The 15,922-nt window shown below is 62.9% G+C and carries 20 protein-coding genes; 4 read left to right on the top strand and 16 right to left on the bottom strand.

All coding sequences use genetic code 11. The annotated features are described in order from the left end of the window. Window positions 1–112: 112 nt before the first annotated feature. On the top strand, window positions 113–280 hold the full coding sequence (locus tag BLP10_RS23150) for a hypothetical protein (RefSeq protein WP_175493856.1): 168 nt from the start codon (window positions 113–115) through the stop codon (window positions 278–280). Here BLP10_RS23150 and BLP10_RS09605 read toward each other — a convergent pair. The 13 genes from BLP10_RS09605 to BLP10_RS09545 all read right to left on the bottom strand — a co-directional run bounded on the left by BLP10_RS09605 (window position 277) and on the right by BLP10_RS09545 (window position 11,380). Then, window positions 277–1,341: a 3-carboxy-cis,cis-muconate cycloisomerase gene (locus tag BLP10_RS09605; protein WP_091134285.1), complete on the bottom strand. Its 1,065-nt coding sequence runs from the start codon at window positions 1,339–1,341 to the stop codon at window positions 277–279. The genes BLP10_RS23150 and BLP10_RS09605 overlap by 4 nt on opposite strands. 17 nt (window positions 1,342–1,358) lie before the next feature. Then, window positions 1,359–2,564, bottom strand: coding sequence for a 3-oxoadipyl-CoA thiolase (gene pcaF / locus BLP10_RS09600; RefSeq protein WP_091133768.1), 1,206 nt, complete (start codon window positions 2,562–2,564; stop codon window positions 1,359–1,361). Between the two features lie 2 nt (window positions 2,565–2,566). Beyond that, window positions 2,567–3,355, bottom strand: a complete 789-nt coding sequence (locus BLP10_RS09595; protein WP_091133767.1) for a CoA-transferase subunit beta — start codon at window positions 3,353–3,355, stop codon at window positions 2,567–2,569. A 2-nt stretch (window positions 3,356–3,357) separates the two neighbouring features. Next, window positions 3,358–4,203 (bottom strand): CoA transferase subunit A, encoded by an 846-nt coding sequence (locus BLP10_RS09590; protein ID WP_091133765.1) that lies wholly within the window; start codon window positions 4,201–4,203, stop codon window positions 3,358–3,360. An 11-nt stretch (window positions 4,204–4,214) separates the two neighbouring features. Further along, window positions 4,215–4,841 carry a protocatechuate 3,4-dioxygenase subunit alpha gene (gene pcaG, locus BLP10_RS09585; protein ID WP_091133763.1) on the bottom strand — a complete coding sequence of 209 codons (627 nt, stop codon included), beginning with the start codon at window positions 4,839–4,841 and terminating at the stop codon, window positions 4,215–4,217. After that, window positions 4,841–5,566, bottom strand: a complete 726-nt coding sequence (pcaH, locus tag BLP10_RS09580; RefSeq protein WP_091133761.1) for a protocatechuate 3,4-dioxygenase subunit beta — start codon at window positions 5,564–5,566, stop codon at window positions 4,841–4,843. The genes pcaG and pcaH overlap by 1 nt, the downstream gene beginning before the upstream one ends. A 35-nt stretch (window positions 5,567–5,601) precedes the next feature. Beyond that, window positions 5,602–5,955, bottom strand: a complete 354-nt coding sequence (gene pcaC, locus BLP10_RS09575) for a 4-carboxymuconolactone decarboxylase (RefSeq protein ID WP_175493880.1) — start codon at window positions 5,953–5,955, stop codon at window positions 5,602–5,604. A gap of 31 nt (window positions 5,956–5,986) precedes the next feature. Then, window positions 5,987–6,781, bottom strand: a complete 795-nt coding sequence (gene pcaD / locus BLP10_RS09570) for a 3-oxoadipate enol-lactonase (protein ID WP_091133757.1) — start codon at window positions 6,779–6,781, stop codon at window positions 5,987–5,989. Window positions 6,782–6,789: 8 nt separating this feature from the next. Beyond that, complete coding sequence (locus BLP10_RS09565; RefSeq protein WP_091133755.1) at window positions 6,790–7,506, bottom strand: ABC transporter ATP-binding protein; 717 nt, start codon at window positions 7,504–7,506, stop codon at window positions 6,790–6,792. Then, the gene (locus BLP10_RS09560; protein ID WP_091133753.1) at window positions 7,487–8,251 is read right to left on the bottom strand and encodes an ABC transporter ATP-binding protein; all 765 of its coding nucleotides are present in this window, start codon (window positions 8,249–8,251) and stop codon (window positions 7,487–7,489) included. The genes BLP10_RS09565 and BLP10_RS09560 overlap by 20 nt, the downstream gene beginning before the upstream one ends. Further along, a complete protein-coding gene (locus tag BLP10_RS09555; RefSeq protein ID WP_244510483.1) occupies window positions 8,248–9,243 on the bottom strand; it encodes a branched-chain amino acid ABC transporter permease in 996 nt (331 codons plus the stop codon). Before BLP10_RS09555 ends, BLP10_RS09560 begins: the two co-directional genes overlap by 4 nt. Before the next feature lie 7 nt (window positions 9,244–9,250). Beyond that, on the bottom strand, window positions 9,251–10,114 hold the full coding sequence (locus BLP10_RS09550) for a branched-chain amino acid ABC transporter permease (protein WP_091134283.1): 864 nt from the start codon (window positions 10,112–10,114) through the stop codon (window positions 9,251–9,253). Between the two features lie 84 nt (window positions 10,115–10,198). Next, window positions 10,199–11,380: an ABC transporter substrate-binding protein gene (locus BLP10_RS09545; protein ID WP_091133751.1), complete on the bottom strand. Its 1,182-nt coding sequence runs from the start codon at window positions 11,378–11,380 to the stop codon at window positions 10,199–10,201. 178 nt (window positions 11,381–11,558) lie between these two features. On the opposite strand from BLP10_RS09545, the gene BLP10_RS09540 reads away from it, so the two are divergent. From BLP10_RS09540 to BLP10_RS09530, 3 genes are all read left to right on the top strand, one after another. Then, a complete protein-coding gene (locus BLP10_RS09540; protein ID WP_091134281.1) occupies window positions 11,559–12,338 on the top strand; it encodes an IclR family transcriptional regulator domain-containing protein in 780 nt (259 codons plus the stop codon). An 83-nt stretch (window positions 12,339–12,421) separates the two neighbouring features. After that, on the top strand, window positions 12,422–12,739 hold the full coding sequence (locus BLP10_RS09535) for a hypothetical protein (RefSeq protein WP_091133750.1): 318 nt from the start codon (window positions 12,422–12,424) through the stop codon (window positions 12,737–12,739). Window positions 12,740–12,792: 53 nt separating this feature from the next. Beyond that, the gene (locus tag BLP10_RS09530) at window positions 12,793–14,697 is read left to right on the top strand and encodes a DEAD/DEAH box helicase (RefSeq protein ID WP_091133749.1); all 1,905 of its coding nucleotides are present in this window, start codon (window positions 12,793–12,795) and stop codon (window positions 14,695–14,697) included. A 60-nt stretch (window positions 14,698–14,757) separates the two neighbouring features. On the opposite strand, the gene BLP10_RS09525 is transcribed toward BLP10_RS09530, so the two are convergent. The 3 genes from BLP10_RS09525 to BLP10_RS09515 are packed head-to-tail and all read right to left on the bottom strand — an operon-like array spanning window position 14,758 to window position 15,790. Further along, window positions 14,758–15,264 (bottom strand): hypothetical protein, encoded by a 507-nt coding sequence (locus BLP10_RS09525; RefSeq protein WP_091133747.1) that lies wholly within the window; start codon window positions 15,262–15,264, stop codon window positions 14,758–14,760. Further along, window positions 15,264–15,551 (bottom strand): hypothetical protein, encoded by a 288-nt coding sequence (locus tag BLP10_RS09520; RefSeq protein ID WP_091133745.1) that lies wholly within the window; start codon window positions 15,549–15,551, stop codon window positions 15,264–15,266. Before BLP10_RS09520 ends, BLP10_RS09525 begins: the two co-directional genes overlap by 1 nt. A 2-nt stretch (window positions 15,552–15,553) precedes the next feature. Next, window positions 15,554–15,790, bottom strand: coding sequence for a hypothetical protein (locus tag BLP10_RS09515; protein ID WP_091133743.1), 237 nt, complete (start codon window positions 15,788–15,790; stop codon window positions 15,554–15,556). Window positions 15,791–15,922 lie beyond the last annotated feature (132 nt).

Raw genomic sequence — 15,922 nt, 5'->3', positions numbered from 1 at the left:
CTCCTGCACGGCATCGCATGCGACGCCTTTCGACCATTCCCGTCAGCCGGCCTGCTCCCGAAGCACGAACCGTCGCTCGCTCACGACGTTCACCTGTGAAGGAGACGATGCGATGAGCGACAAAGACGGAAAGAAATCAGGCGATGAAGACGCTCCCGGCACCAAGCAGACCGGCGAGAACATCTGCCCCGCCTGCAGCGGATCAGGCCAGCTGGAGCAGCGGCCTTGTCCTGATTGCGGCGGAAGCGGCAGAGTGACTGTCATCGTGGGTGATGCCTAATGCTCCGCCCCTGAAGACGGCAGAAAACCCGACCCTTCGGCGAGCGCCTGCGCCTTTCTCAATCCGGCTGCCGTCGCCGCAACCATTTGCGGCAGCACCATCCATTCCAGTGTCCATGCGGCTCCCGAGCGCTCATTCTCGTGCACGAGCGCCTGATGCAGCGTGCCGAGCAGGCCGGCGTTGAAGCGGGCGAGTGCGACGAGCAGTTCGGCTTGAACCGGATTGGACTTGTGCGGCATGGCGGACGAGCCTCCAACGGCGGCGAGGCGCACTTCACTCACCTCGTTCTGCGCCATCAGGGCTATATCCTGACCGATCTTGCCGAGCGTGCCAGAAAGCAGCGACAGAAAGGCAGCGAACTCTCCGATGCGGTCGCGCTGCGAATGCCACGGCGGCGCATAGCCGAGACCCAAGATGCCCGCCATGGCTTCGGCAACCGCATCGCCGCGATCCTTCAACTCGCCGCGCGTGCCGATGGGGCCACCCAGTTGCACGACGAGAAGGCGCGGCGCGAGAGCGGCAAGGTTCTCGGCGTGACGCTCCAGCGGCTGCAGCCATGTGTCGATCTTGTGGGCCGCCATGAAGGGCAATGCCTGCTGCATGCGCGTATGCGCCATCAGCTTCACCGCGCCGTCACGCGTGCGCAGGTCGCGGAGAGCAGAGAGCAGATCGGACAACCGGGCTTCGAAGATTTCGATGATGCCTCTCAGCCGCAGCACGAGAGCGGTGTCGATGATGTCCTGGCTTGTCGCGCCGAGATGGACGGAAGTGCCGTGCGGGTCGCCAACCGTTGCTCGAAGCTGCTTCACGAGTTCGGGAACGATGACGCCGTCCTGGGCAAGACCTTGCGCCAGCTTCTGCCAATCGGGACGGAAGGACTTGCATGCTTCCGCAATTCTCTCCGCCGCCTCCTTGTCGATCAATCCGACCTCGGATTGCGCCCTGGCAAGCGCCGCTTCAACCTCCAGCATGGCCGAGAGTTCGGCTTCGTTGGAGAAGATAGCCCCCACCTCCTCGTCACCGACGAGAGACTGGAGCCAAGGATGGGGAAGCGCCTGCATGGAATGCTCCTCGGCGATCAAACGGCTTCCAGCGCGACGGCGATGCCCTGGCCGACGCCGACGCACATGGTAGCCAGCGCACGACGCTTGCCCGTGAGCTTCAGCTCCAGCGCCGCCGTGCCGGCAATCCGCGCGCCCGACATGCCGAGCGGGTGCCCCAGCGCAATCGCGCCTCCATTCGGGTTCACATGCGCCGCATCCTCCGCAAGCCCAAGCTCGCGCAGCACCGCGATGCCCTGGCTGGCAAACGCCTCGTTCAGCTCCACCACATCGAAATCGGACGGCTTCAGGCCAAGCCGCGCGCACAGCTTCTGCGTCGCCGGCACCGGGCCGATGCCCATGATGCGCGGCGCCACGCCCGCCGTGGCACCGCTGACCACGCGGGCAAGCGGCTCGAGCCCGTACTTCCGCACAGCGTCCTCCGACGCGATGATCAGCGCCGCCGCCCCATCGTTCACGCCCGAGGCGTTGCCGGCCGTGACCGTGCCGTCCTTGCGGAACGGTGTCGACAGCTTGGCAAGCTGCTCCAGCGTCGTGTCGCCGCGCGGATGCTCGTCCTTGTCGACGATCACCGGATCGCCCTTGCGGCGCGGGATCATCACCGGAACGATCTCCTGGGCTAGGCGCCCGTTCTCCTGCGCAATAGCGGCTTTCTGCTGCGAGCGCAGTGCAAAGGCGTCCTGATCCTGGCGGGAGACGCGATATTCCTCAGCCACGTTCTCGCCGGTCTCGGGCATGGAATCGATGCCGTATTGCTGCTTCATGAGCGGATTCACGAAGCGCCAGCCGATGGTGGTGTCATGGATCTCCGTGCTGCGCGAGAACACGGTTTCGGCCTTGGGCATGACAAAGGGCGCGCGCGACATGGACTCGACACCGCCTGCGATCATCAGTTCGGCCTCGCCTGCCTTGATGGCGCGGGCGGCTGCGATGACGGCATCCATGCCCGAGCCGCACAGGCGGTTCATGGTAGTCCCGGGCACCGAGCCCGGCAGGCCTGCAAGCAGCGTGGCCATGCGGGCCACGTTGCGGTTGTCCTCGCCGGCCTGGTTGGCGCAGCCATAGATCACGTCATCGACGGCCTCGAAGTCGATGGTTGGATAGCGCTCCATGAGCGCCTTGAGCGGCACGGCGGCGAGATCGTCGGTACGCACGCCGGACAGGGCTCCGCCGTAGCGGCCGATGGGTGTGCGCACATACGCACAGATAAAGGCTTCACGCATCACTAGCTTCCTTTCTTTCCGCCATGGGCGCGCTCAGTCCGAGCCTGGAGTTCCCGCAGGGTGGTAAGTTCGAGTTCGGTGGGAGGCGGCGTTTCTTCGAGCCTGTCGGAGAAGCGCACCTTCCAGCCGCAGGTCTCCTGAACATTCTCACGCGTAACACCCGGATGCATGGAGACGACCGTAAATTCCTTGGTCTCTGGATCGGGCTTCCAGAGGGCGAGATCGGTGATGAGCAGGGTCGGGCCCTTCGTCGTGATGCCGAGACGCTGGCGGTGATCGCCGCCGTCGCCATGGCCGAAGGAAGTGTAGAAGTCGATCTTCTCCACCATGCCGCGCGTCGCCTGCTTCATGGTGATGAACACCTGCTTGCAGGAGGTCGCGATCTCGGGCGCGCCGCCGCCGCCCGGCAGGCGCACCTTGGGCTTATGGTAATCGCCGATCACCGTGGTGTTGATGTTGCCGAAGCGATCGAGTTGGGCTGCTCCCAGGAAGCCCACGGAGATACGTCCGCCCTGCAGCCAGTAGCGGAACATCTCCGGCACCGAGACCGTGGTGAGCGCGGTCTCGCACAATTCCCCATCGCCGATGGACAGCGGCAGCACGTCCGGCGCGGTGCCGATGGTGCCGCTCTCATAGATCAGCGTGATGTCCGGTGCATGGGTGAGGCGCGCCACGTTGCAGGCCGCGGACGGCGCGCCGATGCCGACGAAGCATACATCGTCGTTGGACAGGGCGCGGGCCGCCGCGATGGTCATCATCTCGTTGGGCGTGAAATCGGAGATCGTTGCCATGGTCACAGCCCTTTCACGCGCTCGGCGAAGGCTCCGGGGCCCGCTTCGAGAACATTCGTCTTCATCCACTGCATGAACAGATCCCGGTCAGCGGAAACCTTGTCCCACTCGAGATAAGCGGCGTTGTCGCGGTCGTAATAGCCGTGCGTGTACGACGGATGCGCGCCACCCGGCACATGCGCGATGGCCGTCACTGTCCAGTGCGGCAGCACGCAGAGGTTCGGGTGAAGATCGTCGAAATCGTCGACGATCTCCTCCACCGTCACGACGGCGCGCTTAGAGGCGAGAACCGCCTCCTTCTGCACCCCAATAATGCCCTCCACGAGCACGTCGCCGCGCTTGCTCGCTTTCTGTGCATGTACGAAGGCGACGTCGGGGCGGTGCGCGGGAACGGCTGCCAGTTCCTCGCCCGTGAACGGACAGGTGATGCTGCGGATTTCAGGGTTCACGTCCTTCAGCCCTGCCCCGCGATACCCCCGGAAGACGGCGCAGGGCAAACCCGCAGCACCGGCTTCATAGGCGTTCGCCATGGCCGCATGGCTGTGCTCCACCGTTTCGATGCTACGAGGCCAGCCATTCTCGATGGCATCGCGCATGCGTCGAAGCAGACCCACGCCGGGATTGCCCGCGTAGGAGAAGACGACCTTCTTCACGAGCCCCATGCCGATCATCTGGTCGTAGATGATGTCGGGCGTCATGCGGATCAGCGTCAGGTCCTTGCGCCCCTGGCGGATAGCCTCATGGGCGGCCGCATGGGGAATGAGATGGGTGAACCCCTCGAAGGCGACAACGTCCCCGTCCTTAAGGTTGTCCCTGACTGCGTCGTGTAGGCTTTGAAACTTGGCCATGCTTCTCACTGTCAAATATCGAAGAACACGGTTTCCTTCTCACCCTGCAAGCGGATGTCGAAGGTATAGGTGGGCATGCCCTTCTCCTCGCTGCGCGAGGCGATGAGGGTCGGCACTCTCACCTTGTGCTCGATGCGCGCGAGAACGGGGCATTCCGCATTGGCGGCTTCCTCGTCGCCGAAATACATCCGCGTATGGAGGCCCATATTGATGCCCCGCGCGACGATCCAGAACGTGATGTGCGGCGCCATGAGGCGACCGTCTTTATAAGGGACGCGTCCGGGCTTGATGGTCTCGAACCTGTACTCGCCCGTCGTTCCGTCCGTCGGCTGGCGTCCCCAGCCGGTGAAATGCGGGTCGGCCTTGCCGCGCTTCTCCTGCGGGCTGTTGTATAGCCCCTGCGCGTCCGCCTGCCAGATCTCGACGAGCGCATCCTTCAAGGGTGTTCCGCTTCCGTCGAAGATGCGCCCCTGCACGACGATGCGCTCACCTTTGGTTTCCGGACCGACGAGAACGAGACCGAGATCCTCGTTCCATACGCCCGTGATCTCGACCCAGTTCGGCGTCGCGCCGATATGGACGTAGGGGCCAGCCGTCTGGGAGGGAGATTCCTTCAATCTGTCGAGTTTCTGAACCATCAATTCCCCTCCATGCGGTTCTCGAACATGGTCGAGCGGCGGCCGCGCAGAACGATGTCGAACTTGTAGGCGAGAGCATCCATGGGCAGCGTGCTTTCGCGGTCCAGCGCCGCGATCAGTTGCTCGATGGCTTTCTTGTCGGGAATGGTCGAGACGATGGGGCATTGCCAGATCATCGGATCGCCCTCGAAATACATCTGCGTGATCATGCGTTGCGCGAAGGCGTGGCCGAACACCGAGAAATGGATATGCGCGGGCCGCCAGTCATTGACGCCGTTCGGCCAGGGATAAGCGCCGGGCTTGATGGTGCGGAACCAGTAGCGTCCCTCTTCGTCCGTGATCGCGCGCCCGCAGCCGCCGAAATTGGGATCGATGGCGGCAAGATAAGTTTCCTTCTTGTGCCGATAGCGCCCGCCCGCATTGGCCTGCCAGAACTCCACCAGGGCACCGGGAACCGCACGCGCATTCTCATCCAGCACCCGGCCATACACGATGATGCGCTGGCCGATCGGGTCTCCGGTCTTGGCGAAATTGCGGATCAGATCATTGTCGAGAGGGCCGAGCTTGTTGTGCCCGAAAGTCGGCCCGGTCATCTCGGAAATCGTGTTGTCGAGAGACAGCAGCGGGTATTGCGGAGAGCGCAGGATGGAGGTTTTGTATTGGGGGGTGAAGGCCGGCGGATGCCAGCTCCTGTCCCGTTGGTAGAATGGTCCCTGATCCGACATGGCTGCCCTCCCTGCAGAGCCACTGTTTTCAGCTGTCACGCCTTTTCCATTTCGTCGTAGGTTCTCTTCACGATCTTGAAGGCATGGTTGGCCGCGGGCACGCCCGCATAGACCGCCACATGCAAGAGAGCCTCGCGAATATCGTCCTTGGTGGCGCCGGTATTGCACGTGGCACGCACGTGCATGGCAACCTCCTCGTCCTGCCCGAGCGCGGCAAGCAGCGCGATGGTGACGATGGAGCGCTCGCGCTTGGTGAAGTGCGGACGCGCCCACACCGAGCCCCAGGCCCCTTCCGTGATGAAGGTCTGGAAATCCGCATCGAACTCGGTCATCTGCGCGGTGGCGCGGTCCACATGCGCGTCGCCGAGAACCTGGCGGCGCACCACCATGCCGGCCTTGTAGCGTTCGCTGCCCTGATCGTCAGACAAGACCGACCTCCTGAAGATGGTTCTGGATGAGTTGCGTGAGCACCTTCGGCTTCTCGACGCAGGGGATGTGTCCACAGTTCTCGATCAGCTCGAAACGCGCACCGGGGATGAGATTGGCCGTGCTGCGCACCACATCGGCGGGCGTGGAGCCATCCTGATCGCCTGCGACACAGAGGGTCGGGACCGCGATCTTTCCCGCATCCGCCGTGAGATCCGCATCGCGAATGGCGGCGCATGTTCCGGCATAGCCATGGGCCGGGATGCGTACCAGCATGTTGCGCCAGCCCGACACATCGTCCTTGCGTGCTTCGTGAAAGTTCGGAGTGAGCCAGCGTTGCAGAATGCCGTCCGCGATGGGTTCGACACCGCCCTTCTCCACCGCCGTGATCCGCTCCGCCCAGAGTTCGGGCGCACCGATCTTCCCCGCCGTGCAGCAGAGCACCAAAGCCTTCACGCGCCCAGCGGCCCGCCTTGCGGCGCGCTGGGCGATCAGGCCGCCGACGGAGAGGCCGACGAGGGACGCGCTTTCGATCCGGAGATGATCGAGAAGCGCCAGAAGATCGTCCGTGTGATCGTCGATCGTATAGGGTCCTCGCGGCGCATCGGAGAGGCCGTGCCCGCGCTTGTCGTAGAGGACGACGCGGAAACGGTCCGAGAAGGCAGGCGCCACTTCCTGCCAGATGCGGAAATCGCTGCCGAGGGAGTTGTTGAACACCAGCGCGGGGGCATCAGGGCGTCCGATGACCTGATGGTGAAGAACGATGCCGTTGGCGCGAAGAAATGTCATGTCCATCCTCAATGCAGCGAGCCGACGCCGATGTAATGCTCGATCAAGCCATGGTCGGCTCTCAGGGCCTCGCTCGTGCCCTGCCAGACGATCCGGCCGCGTTCGAGGATCAGCACGGATTCGGCGAAATCGAGGGCGCTTTCCAGGCGCTGCTCCACGAGGAGGATCGTCATCTCGCCGCGCGAGGCCAAACGCGTGAAAGCAGCCATCAGCTCTTCGCAGATCACCGGAGCCAATCCCTCGAGCGGCTCGTCGAGGAGCAGCACCGAGGGCTTTCCCAGGATCGTGCGGGCGGTCGAGAGCATCTGCTGCTCCCCGCCCGACAATTGCCAGCCGAGATTGTTCCGGCGCTCGAACAGGCGCGGGAACATGTCATACGCCTCCTGGATGGCGCTGCGCGGGCGATCCTTGATGCCGACGACGAGGTTCTCTTCCACCGTGAGCGAGCGGAAGATGTCGCGCGTCTGCGGGACGAGCCCGACACCCTGGCGCGCCCGCTCGGAGCTTCGCAACGACGACAGGTCCTTTCCACCGACCATGATCTCGCCGCCATAGCGACGGTTCATGCCCATGAGCGTCGAGAGGAGCGTGGTCTTGCCCATGCCGTTGCGCCCGAGGATGGACAGGCGCGCGCCAGCGGGCACCGCGAAGGATACATCCTCCAGCACCATCGTCGGGCCATAGCCCGCACTCAGGTGTTTGACCTCAAGCGACGCTGCGGGCATTGGCATAATTCCCCAAATAGGCTTCACGCACCTTCGGATCGGCAGCGACCTCCGACGGCAATCCCTCGAAGATGATTTCCCCCGCCGCGAGCACCACTACACGCTTTGCGAAGCGGAACACGAGATCCATGTCATGCTCGATCATGAGCACGGCGAGGCTCGGCGGCAAGCGTTCCAGCGCCTGCTCGATGCGCGGCGTGTCGGCGGATGGAACTCCAGCCGCAGGTTCGTCGAGCAGAAGCACTTTCGGTTTCAGAGCGAGCGCTATCGCGATTTCCAGAAGTCGCTGCTGGCCATAGGCGATCTGCCCGACCTTGCGCCGTGCAACTTCGTGCAGTCCAAGGGCGCCGAGAATGTCGTGCGCCTCGTCGGCGACGGCAGAATTGCCGCGGAAGCGGCTGAAGATCCGCGAGGCCTTTCCTTCCCGCTGCAAGAGAGTCAGCGTGACATGTTCTTCAGGGGTCAGTTCGGAAAAGAGACGCGTCACCTGGAAGGTGCGCACCAGCCCCTTCCGCACCCGCCGCACCGCGCCCAGCCCCGTTACATCCTCGCCATTCAGCACGACACGTCCGGCGCTCGGCTTGATCTGCCCCGTAACCAGATTGACGAAGGTGGTCTTGCCGGCGCCATTGGGACCGATCAGCGCCAGGCGTTCACCCGCCCCCATGGACAGAGAGATTTCGCGGCTTACCGCGAGACCGCCGAAGGACTTGGAAAGGTTCTCGACGCGGAAGAGATCGCTCATGCCTTCCCTCCCCGCGATGCAGAGAACCTTTCAAATAGGCTGCTCAAGCCGCCGGGCGCCGCGATAACGACGGCGATCAGCAATGCGCCAACCATCGTCATCCAGTGAAACGGATTGATGGCGGAAACCATGTGCTCGAAGCCCATGAAGATCACCGTTCCGATCAGCGCGCCATAGAGCGTTCCGAGCCCACCGAGCACGAGCATGACGAGCGCATTCGCGGACAGCTCGAAGCTCACGCTGTCGAGACCGACCACCTGCGTGGAGATGGCAGCCAGCGCGCCGCCCATGCCGGCCACCGCGCCGGAAATCACGAACATCTTCAGGAGGACCGGGAACACGAAGGCTCCCATGGCGCGGATGCGCAGAGGATCCTGCTTGATGCCCCGGCACAGCATGCCGAAGGGCGACGCCACGACGAACTTTAGCGCGATGAAGACCAGGAGAAGCAGCGCGAGGCCCATGAGGTAGGCCGTCTTGCCCCAGAGATCGAATTCGAAGATCCCGAAGAGCGGACTTACCATCAGTCCCGCCAAGCCATCGCTGCCGCCGGTATAGGCGGATGCCTTGTTGGCGGCTTCATGAAAGAGCTGCACGATGGCGATGGAGAGGACGAGCTGCGCCAGCCCGTGCGCCCGCAGCATGATCGCGCCCATGACGAGACCCGCCACCGCACCGGCAACAGCGCCAATCGCGATCAGCGTCATCGGTTCGGTCACGCCGTTCACGCAGGCGATGCCTGCCGCATAAGCACCTGCGCCGAACAATGCCGCCTGACCCAGGGTAGCCACGCCGCAATAGCCGACGATGAGATCGATGGACAGGACCAGCAGGGCCACGGCGACGATCCGGGTGAGCAGCGCGAGATTGTCGGGAAAGAGCCAGTAGCCGGCCGCGCCGCAAGCGGCGATCAAGGCAATCCCGACCACATCGCGCCACCAGAGGCGTTTCGCTCTGGGCGCTGCCGACACCGTCCCTGCCTGAGCCGTCATCTGCATGTTACTGCGCCCTTCCCAGGAAGCCGCGCGGGAACAGGCAGACGATGAGGATCACCGCGGCATAGAAGAAGAAGTTGCCGAATTCGGGCATGAGGTAGCGCCCGGTCGTATCGATGAACCCCAACAGGAGACAGGCGATGACCGCGCCTGGAATGGAGCCTGCGCCGCCGACCGACACCACCACGAGGAAGGTCACCATATAGCGCAGAGCGTAGTAGGGCTCGATGGGCAGAAACTCCGCGCCCACCACGCCGCCGAGCGCTGCGAGACCGATGGCGATAGCGAAGCTGATGGCATAGACGACCTGGGTGCGCACGCCGAGCGCGTCGCTCATGGCCGCGTTGTCGACGGTCGCCCGCAGCTTGATGCCGAAGCTCGTGCGTTCGATGAGATACCACAATCCCCCGGCGACGACCGCGCCGCAGGCGATCACGAAAAGCCGGTGCGCCGCAATGGTGCGAAAGCCCACATCGACAGGCTGGCTCAAAGCCTGCGGCAGCGGAATGGTCTTGAGCGTGGGACCGAAGAAATAGTTCGTGATTCCGATGACGCAGAAGGTGATGCCGATGGTCATCAGAACCTGGGTCAGCTCCGGGCTTCCGTAGATCCGGCGATAGAGGAAGCGCTCCAGCGGAATCGAGATGATGATCGTGCCGATAATGGCGAGGAAAATCGCAACCGCATAACCGAGCCCCAGGTCGCGCGCGGCATAGGACGCGATGTAGCCCGCGATCATGGCGAAAGCGCCATGAGCGAGGTTCACGACGCGCATCAGGCCCATGGTGAGCGACAGGCCGATGCAGATGATGAACAGCACCATGCCGAACGCTAAAGCGTCGATGGCAATGCTGAGGATGGTCTGCATGAGGGTTGTCCGTTCGCTCAGGCCCGAATGAAGAGAGAGGGCGGACGCGATCAATCGGATCGCGTCCGCCCCGATGGCTTCGCCTTACTGCGTAGGCATACCGGGATCCTTCTGATCGGCGAAGGTCTGGATTTCCTTGTTGATGTACTTTCCGTCGGCACCCTTCGCGACTTCGCGCAGATAGATGTTCTGCGTGATGTGGCGGGTATCGGCCTCGATGCGCACCGGTCCGCGCGGGCTCGTCCAGGACAGGCCCTTCACTGCATCCACCGCCTTCTTCGCGTCCTGCTTGCCGTCGGTGGCCTCGATCATCTTGTAGATGACATGCATGCCGTCATAGGCGCCGACCGACGGGAAGGAGAGCTGGTCGGCTCCACCAATCGCCTTGGTCGCGGCCTCCACGAATTTCTTGTTCTCCGGGCTGTCATGCGACACCGCGTAGTGGAAGCTGGTCTTCAGCCCCTCCGCCGCCGCGCCGAGCGCCGGCAGATCGGATTCCTGGGTCAGATCACCCGGAGCGTAGAATTTGATTCCGGCCTGCTTGAGGCCCGTCTCGTTGAAGGCCTTCACGAAGCCGAGAGTCGGCGGTCCGGAGGGCAGGAAGGTGAAGAGACCCGTCGCGCCGGAATCGCGCACGCGCTGCATGATCGGGCTGAAATCGGTGGTGTTCATCGGCATGCGGATGGATTCGGTCACTTGGCCGCCCGCTGCTTCGAACGCCTTCTTGAACGCATTCTCCGCATCGACGCCCGGGCCGTAATCGCTCACCACGGTGATGGCCTTCTTCACACCTTCGTCGAAGGCGATCTTGCCGAGCGGGTGCGTCGTCTGCGCGGTCGTGAACGAGGTGCGGACCACGAGCGGCGACGTGTTCATGATAGCGGAGGTGGCCGCGTTGAAGATCACGAGCGGTGTATTGGCCTGCGCGAGCAGCGGCGTGATCGCCATGGCGTCCGGCGTAAAATAGACGCCGCCGAGATACTGCACCTTCTCCTTCACCACGAGTTCCTGCGCGAGCGCGCGGGATTGGGCGGGGTTGGCAGCGGGAAGATCGCGATAGATGACTTCGATGTCATGGCCTTTCACGGACTTTCCGTTCAGCGCCATGTAGGCCTCTACGCCAGCCTGGAAGTTCTTGCCCTGCAGGGCGAACGGTCCCGAGAAGGGGCCGATGATGCCGACCTTGATGGTTTCAGCGTATGCGGAGACGGAACTCATCAGCAATGCGCCGACGGCCGCACCCAGAATTCTCTTACCTGCTGTCATCCTCGTTTCCTTCCCTGCCAGCCGCCTGATCTCGTTTTAAGGATCTCGGTCTCTTGGTTCGACGGCAATCATCTTGTGCGCATTGCGAACATTGATTACCATATCGAACATCAAGGACGATTCATGAGGGCGGTGTCAAGACCACTTGAGTCGAACTCGCCGCTCTTTGGAGACCCTCATGCAGGCACATGAGACCACAAAACAAGATAGCGAGGACCGCGATTTTGTGGCGAGTCTCGAAAAAGGCTTACAGGTGATCGAGGCCTTCGATGCCAATCGTCCCCGGCTCACCCTGACGGATGTCGCCAAAATCACCGGCATTACCCGCGCGGCCGCGCGGCGCTACCTGCGCACGCTCACCAAGCTCCATTACGCGGATTTCGACGGACGCTACTTCTCCTTGAGTCCGCGCATCCTCAGGCTTGGCTATGCCTATCTCTCCTCGACGGCGCTTGCCACGCGGCTTCAGCCCTTTCTGGAGCGGATTTCTGAGGAGACCGGCGAATCCAGCTCTGCCGCGGTGCTGGACGGAGACGATATCGTCTACATCGCCCGCTCAGCCACGCGTCGCATCATGTCCATCGGCCTCGGTGTCGGCAGCCGCCTGCCCGCCTATTGCACGTCGCTTGGCCGAGTGATCCTCGCCCATCAGCCGACGGAGGGGATCGAGGCTTATCTCCAGCGGGTGCGCCTGGAGCCCCGCACGCCGAAGACCATCACGAGCAAGGACGAGCTTCGCCGCGTGCTAGAGAATACGCGCCAGCAGGGCTATGCCATCGTCAACGAGGAGCTTGAACTGGGGCTGCGCTCCATCGCCGTCCCTCTGGTGCAGAACGGCCAGGTGACCATCGCCCTCAACCTCAGCGCCCAGGCGGCCCGGGTTCCGGCCTCGGAGATGGAAGAGCGTTTCCTCCCGGCTCTGCGGGCCGCCAGCGAGGCCCTGCGCTACACCCTGTAAGCTCCAGAACAGCGGAATTGATCGAAATTCCCTGATATGCGTTAGGCAAAGAGACCCAGCTTGAGCGATGAAGGGACATCCCCATGGTTACCCTGGAAATTGGCGGCAAGGCGGTTGCCGTGACCAATGCCGATGAGGAACAGGCCCAGGAGCTCTTTTTGAGTGAGAGCTTTAAAGATGACCTGAAGTCGTTTAAGAGCGAGGGCCGCTTCCTGTGGGACGGCTCAGCTGCCTTGACAACCAGAACGGCATCCGAAGACGAAATCGATGCCTTCTATGAGGTTCTGGACGAAGAGGACGAGGACGAGGTCGGAGACGGCGAAGACTCAGGCGACATCAATATCGATGTGGTTTTCCTGGTGTCGATCGACGAGATAGACGACGGTGCTGCCTCTGGCTGATCATCCTTATCGGAGCTCATGGAAGCTCCCTCCAACCGGTTCATCCCTCTTTCATGCCATTCCCCAAGACGAATCCAAGCCTCGAGCGCGCTCTCGCCGACCGAGGTTATAACGACCCCACCCCCGTTCAAGCCGCCGTTCTCGACGCGGAGGCAAACGACCGCGACCTTCTCGTTTCCGCCCAGACCGGCTCAGGCAAGACCGTGGCCTATGGCCTGGCCATGGCTTCGACCCTCCTGGGCGATGCCGAGCGCCTCGGTCAGCCGCGCGAGCCGCTTGCCCTCATCATCGCCCCGACCCGCGAACTGGCGCTTCAGGTCAACCGCGAGCTGATCTGGCTCTACGGCCCCGCAGGCGCCCGCGTCGTATCCTGCGTCGGCGGCATGGACGTGCGCCGCGAACAGCGCGCGCTGGAAGACGGGTGCCATATCGTCGTCGGCACGCCGGGCCGCCTGCGCGACCACCTGGAGCGCGGACGTCTCGACACCTCGAAGATGAAGGTGGTCGTGCTCGACGAAGCGGACGAAATGCTCGACCTCGGCTTCCGCGAGGATCTCGAGTTCATTCTCGACGCGACGCCGGAAGACCGCCGCACGCTTCTGTTCTCGGCAACGCTGCCCAAGAACATCGTGGCTCTTGCGCGCCGCTACCAGCGCGATGCTCACCGCATCGACACGCTGGTCGAGAACCAGTCGCATGGCGACATCGAGTATCGCGCCATCCGCTGCGCGCCGAACGAGGTCGAACTCGCCACAGTGAACCTGCTCCGCTTCTACGAGAGCCGCGGCGCGATGGTGTTCTGCCATACCCGCGAGGCGGTCAGGCACCTTCATGCGAGCCTCGTCGAGCGCGGCTTCGCTGCCGTCGCCCTCTCCGGCGAACTCAGCCAGAGCGAGCGCAGCCATGCGCTGCAGGCCCTGCGTGACGGGCGGGCGCGCGTGTGCGTCGCCACGGACGTTGCCGCGCGCGGCATCGACCTGCCGGATCTCGGCCTCGTCATTCACTTCGACCTGTCGAACGATCACGAGACGCTTCTGCACCGCAGCGGCCGCACGGGCCGTGCGGGCCGCAAGGGCGTGTGCGTGATGCTCGTGCCCTATACGCGCCGCCGCAAGGCAGAGCGCCTGATCGATCAGGCGGGCATCGATGTGGAATGGGCCGGCCCTCCCATGGCCGACGAGATCCGCAAGCTCGATCGCGAGCGCCTAATGAGCGATCCGATCTTCGCGGAAGAGAGCACCGAAGAAGATGTCGCCATGGCTCGCGTGCTCATGGAGAAGAAATCGGCTGAAGAGATCGCCAATGCCCTGGCGCGCTTTCACCGCTCGCGCCTGCCTGCTCCCGAAGAAGTCTTCGACCCGGGCGAGAACCGCGCCCCGCGTGACCGCAAGGACAAGCGGGAGCGTCAGGAAGACCGCTCAGGCGGCAAGACCTGGGGCCGCGGATCATCGGAGGACGGCGGGTACGGCTCGTCGGAAGACATGGTGTGGTTCCGCATGAGCGTGGGACGCCGCAACAACGCCGACCCGCGCTGGCTGCTTCCGATCATCTGCCGTCTCGGCCACGTAACGAAGAGGGAGATCGGATCGATCAAGATTTTCGACAGCGAGTCGAAGTTCCAGATCGCCAAATCTCACGCGCCGAAATTCGCCTCCGCCGTGCGCAAGGCCAACGACGAGGACATCCGCATCGAGCCCGCCGATGCGCCGCATGGCGGCAAGTCTTCGGGAAAACCTTCAGGTGGAAAGCCTTGGGATGGCCCCAAATCCAAGGGTCCGAAGGCCAAAACGGAGTTCTCGGATCGCAAAGGCCCTAAGGAAAAGGGCGAGTTCTCCGACCGCAAAGGTCCCCGCGAAGGCAAGCCGCCTTTCGCGTCCAAGGGGCCGAAGGGTAAGGCTGAGTTCTCAGACCGCAAAGGCCCGAAGGACAAGAAGCGCTCTTCCGACAAGCGCCGCTAAATCGAAAAAGGCCGGAGCATGTAAAGCTCCGGCCTTTTGCTTTCACCGATGCCGGCAAGATCAGGATTCCTTGGCGGGCTTCTTGAGGTTTTTGATCACGGCTCCAGCCAGAGGCACGAGCATCGCGGGCAAAGCCGAGTCGATCGGATGGCGGACGAAGCCAACGATGGCCTGCTTCATGCCGCGCACTTCATCCCGTAAATCGGTGAGTTGCAGCTGAATTGCCTGCGCGTCTGTCTCCAGCGCCTCGAGCGCTGAGTTGCGCACTTCGAGCGCCAGCTCCATCTCCCGCCCGGGCTTTGATCTCTCGGCCAGCACCAGCAGCAAAATGGCGACGACAAGGTTGCCGAACGCCACGAGGGCGGCTGCCTGGATGGAACCCCAGGCCTGATCGAGCGCAAAGAACACGGCCAAATTGCCCATGGCATAAGAAAACAGGCCGAGAAGAGCAGCGGCTCCTCTCAATGACGAACGGGTCATCATCTGCCGGAATCGGATATCGGCGATGATCGACTCGGCTCGCCACAGAACGCGAAGATTACGAACGATGCCGTCCATCATGGTCATCACGCCCTTCCCACCATGCGTCCAAGCGCAAGTCCCACGACGAATGCGCCGAGCACGGACGCCAGCGGGTGCTCGGCAATGAGGTCTTCAGCGGTGCCCGTGTAGTCGGACAGCGCTTTGCTCAATTCATTCAGCTGCTGATCGAAATAGGCTCCTGGCGATTGAGCAGGACCGTTGGCAGCTTCAGTCTCTGCAGATTCTTGCGGCTTTGCGCCTGCGCTCGAGGACTTGCTCAATTCCGCATGCAGAGCAGCAAGCTCACGGTGAAGCTGCGAAGAACCAGACATCGTCAGAGCGCCTTCAGGATGCGTGTGTAAGCATCCTTCAGCTCCGAGCCGAGGATTTTGACTGCGTCGCTTACATCACGGGCGCTTTTGTCGAGTTGCGCTCTGCTTTCGAAGCTGGCCCAGCTCTGCTCGAGCTCGCTCCACTCTTCCTGTAAATCTTTCGAGCCGAGATGGATCTTGAGCTTGATCTCGTCACGGGTGCGCTTCAGGTTTTCGGAGAGCGTAGCGAGATCGAGCATGGTCCTGTTCCTCTCAGAGGGCTTCTATCGCAGGATCTTGTAGCTGCTCCTGGGGAAGGCGAAATTGATCTGTCTCAAGAACAGCCAAGCTGCAGGTTGGCTTCTCAAGCCCGTTTTTCGTTGGTCTTTCAG

Source organism: Microvirga guangxiensis (assembly GCF_900102135.1).
Classification (GTDB): domain Bacteria; phylum Pseudomonadota; class Alphaproteobacteria; order Rhizobiales; family Beijerinckiaceae; genus Microvirga; species Microvirga guangxiensis.
The sequence above is the reverse complement of the archived record's forward strand: the minus strand, read 5'-3'. Positions and strand labels throughout refer to the sequence as shown.